Annotated in this window: 4 protein-coding genes; 2 read left to right on the top strand and 2 right to left on the bottom strand. The window is 67.7% G+C overall.

The window, feature by feature from the left end:
* Positions 1 to 134 (bottom strand): CinA family protein (locus V7D28_RS14880; protein ID WP_333588162.1); only part of this gene is annotated, 134 nt, incomplete at its 3' end.
* Positions 135 to 298: 164 nt separating this feature from the next.
* Between V7D28_RS14880 and V7D28_RS14875 the strand changes: the two genes are divergently transcribed.
* Positions 299 to 1531, top strand: coding sequence for a serine hydrolase domain-containing protein (locus tag V7D28_RS14875; RefSeq protein ID WP_333588161.1), 1233 nt, complete (start codon positions 299 to 301; stop codon positions 1529 to 1531).
* 20 nt (positions 1532 to 1551) lie between these two features.
* Here the strand turns inward: V7D28_RS14875 and V7D28_RS14870 are convergent, their stop codons facing one another.
* Positions 1552 to 1992, bottom strand: coding sequence for an Rrf2 family transcriptional regulator (locus V7D28_RS14870; RefSeq protein WP_333588160.1), 441 nt, complete (start codon positions 1990 to 1992; stop codon positions 1552 to 1554).
* A gap of 110 nt (positions 1993 to 2102) precedes the next feature.
* Between V7D28_RS14870 and V7D28_RS14865 the strand changes: the two genes are divergently transcribed.
* On the top strand, positions 2103 to 2446 hold a 344-nt coding region (locus V7D28_RS14865), incomplete at its 3' end, for an FAD-dependent oxidoreductase (RefSeq protein WP_333588159.1).

Raw genomic sequence — 2446 nt, 5'->3', positions numbered from 1 at the left:
CCCAGATAGTAGGCCGAGGCGCCGCCCATCCCCAGCAGGGCCGCCGAGATCAGCCCGCCGGAGGAGCTCTCGGCCACGGCCACGGTCTCGCCCCGCGCCTTCAGTTGCGCCCCCACCCCGCGGCCCAGGGCCATCAGATCATCCATCGGCTTCCTCCTTGTTCGGGCGCCAAGCCTAGAGCAGGTCGCAGCCGGGCGAAAACCGGCGCAGGCCGCCGTGTAGGAAGCCCTTGGCCGCCCGCCCGCGACGCCGCATGATGGCGTCAATTAGAACGCCGCGATTGACGGGAGGATTTCACATGGACGCCCAATCCCAATGGACGGGACTTGACGCTGGTCGGCTCGAGCGCATCGCCGACCACCTGGAGCGAAACTATATCGGCCCGCAGAAGATCGCGGGCTGCCAGGTTCAGGTGGCCCGCCACGGCCATGTGGCCTACCAGAAGACCTTCGGCTCCATGGACCTGGAGCGCGGCAAGCCCATGCGGGACGACGCCATCTTCCGCATCTATTCCATGACCAAGCCGATCACCTCGGTGGCGCTCATGATGCTCTATGAGCGCGGCTATTTTCAGCTCACCGATCCAGTCAGCCGCTTCGTCCCCTCCTGGCGCAACCACCGCGTCTGGATCTCCGGCGAGGGCGAGGACATGGTCACGGAGGCCCCGCACCGCCCCGTGACCTTCCGCGACGTGCTGACCCATACCGGCGGCTTCACCTATGGCGGCGGTCTGCCCGGCGTCGGGCTGCAGCATCCCGTGGACAAGATCTATCGCGCCCTCAAGGTGCGCTCGGTCGGCGGGGCGGATTCCATGCACGAGTTCATGGACAAGCTCGGCCAGGTGCCCCTGCTCTATCAGCCGGGCACGCGCTGGATGTACTCCCTCTCCACCGACATCTGCGGCGCCCTGGTGGAGATCATCTCCGGCAAGCCCTTCGCCCAGTTCCTGCAGGAGGAGATCTTCGAGCCCCTGGGCATGGTGGACACCGCCTTCCAGGTGGCGCCGGACAAGGTCGAGCGGTTCTGCGCCAACTATCAGCGGGGGCCGGACAAGAGGCTCAAGCTGATCGACGACCCGGCCGACAGCGACTTCTGCAAGGAGCCCGGCTTCAAGTCCGGCGGCGGCGGCCTCACCGGGACCATCGCCGACTATGGCCGGTTCACCGACATGCTGCGCCGGGGCGGCGAGCTGGACGGCCATCGCATCCTGGGGCCGCGCACGCTTGAGATGATGCACATGAACCACCTGCCAGGCGGCGGCGACCTGACCAAGCTGGCCATCGGCGCCTTTTCCGAGACCTCCAACGAAGGCGTGGGCTTCGGCCTGGGCTTCGCCTCGACCATGGGCCAGGTGGAGACCGCCTCCCTGGGCGCTGGCGACTACTACTGGGGCGGCGCGGCCTCGACCATCTTCTGGGTGGACCCCAAGGAGGACCTCACCCTGGTCTTCATGACCCAGCTGATGCCGTCGGGCACGTTCAATTTCCGCGGCCAGCTCAAGAGCCTGATCTATTCCGCCATCGTGGATTAAGGCCCGCCGAGGCTCCGGGGTCAGCGGCCTGGGCGCAGGCTCCGGAGACGATCTTCGAAGTCCCGGGAAAGGTCGCGCAGGGTGACCTGGGCGAACCGCTGGCGGACCAGGGCCTCGGCCTCCGCCAGCGTATCGCCCACCGCGGCGTTCACCGCCTGCTCCACCAGGCACTCCGGCCGGTCGGCGCTCAGACCGATGGCGAACAGCCGCGGATCGCCAAGCGCCGCATAGATGTCCAGGAGGGTCACCTCCTCCAGCCGCCGGGCCAGGACCCAGCCGCCGCCGTGCCCCTTTTCGGACGTCACCAGCCCCTGCTCGCGCAGGCCGGCCATGGTGCGGCGCACGACCACGGGATTGGTCGCCAGCATCCGGGCCAGGCTCTCTGACGTCATCGGGCCGCCCGCCGCCTCCATGTGCAGCAGGGCGTGGAGCATTCGCGAGAGGCGGCTGTCGGGTCGCATGCTTCCTCATAGACCGGGGAATGACCATTGGATCACGGCACTTGCCTTGTTGCATGATCCAAGGGTCGCGCACATATGTAACTTCTAGTGTTCCGAAAGAGGTGTCTGTGATGCGTTATGACGTGGTGATCGTGGGAGGGAATTTCGCCGGCCTTTCAGCGGCCATGCAGTTGGCGCGGGCGCGACGCCGCATACTGCTGGTGGACGCCGGCGAGCCCCGCAACCGGTTCGCACAAGCCGCCCATGGTTTCCTGGGGCAGGACGGCGTCCCGCCGGCCCAGATCATGCGCGAAGGTCTGCGCCAACTCAGCGCCTATCCCACCGTCGACTTTCACGCCGGCCGCTGCGTCGCAGCCGGCGGTGAGCTCGACGGGTTCGCGCTTGCCCTGGATGACGGCGCCTCGGTGGAAGCCCGGCGGCTCGTCCTTGCCTGCGGGGTCGCCGACACCCTGCC

The organism is Phenylobacterium sp., assembly GCF_036723115.1.
Taxonomy (GTDB): domain Bacteria; phylum Pseudomonadota; class Alphaproteobacteria; order Caulobacterales; family Caulobacteraceae; genus Phenylobacterium.
Note: the sequence above shows the minus strand (reverse complement) of the source record. Positions and strands in the feature narration are given on the sequence as shown.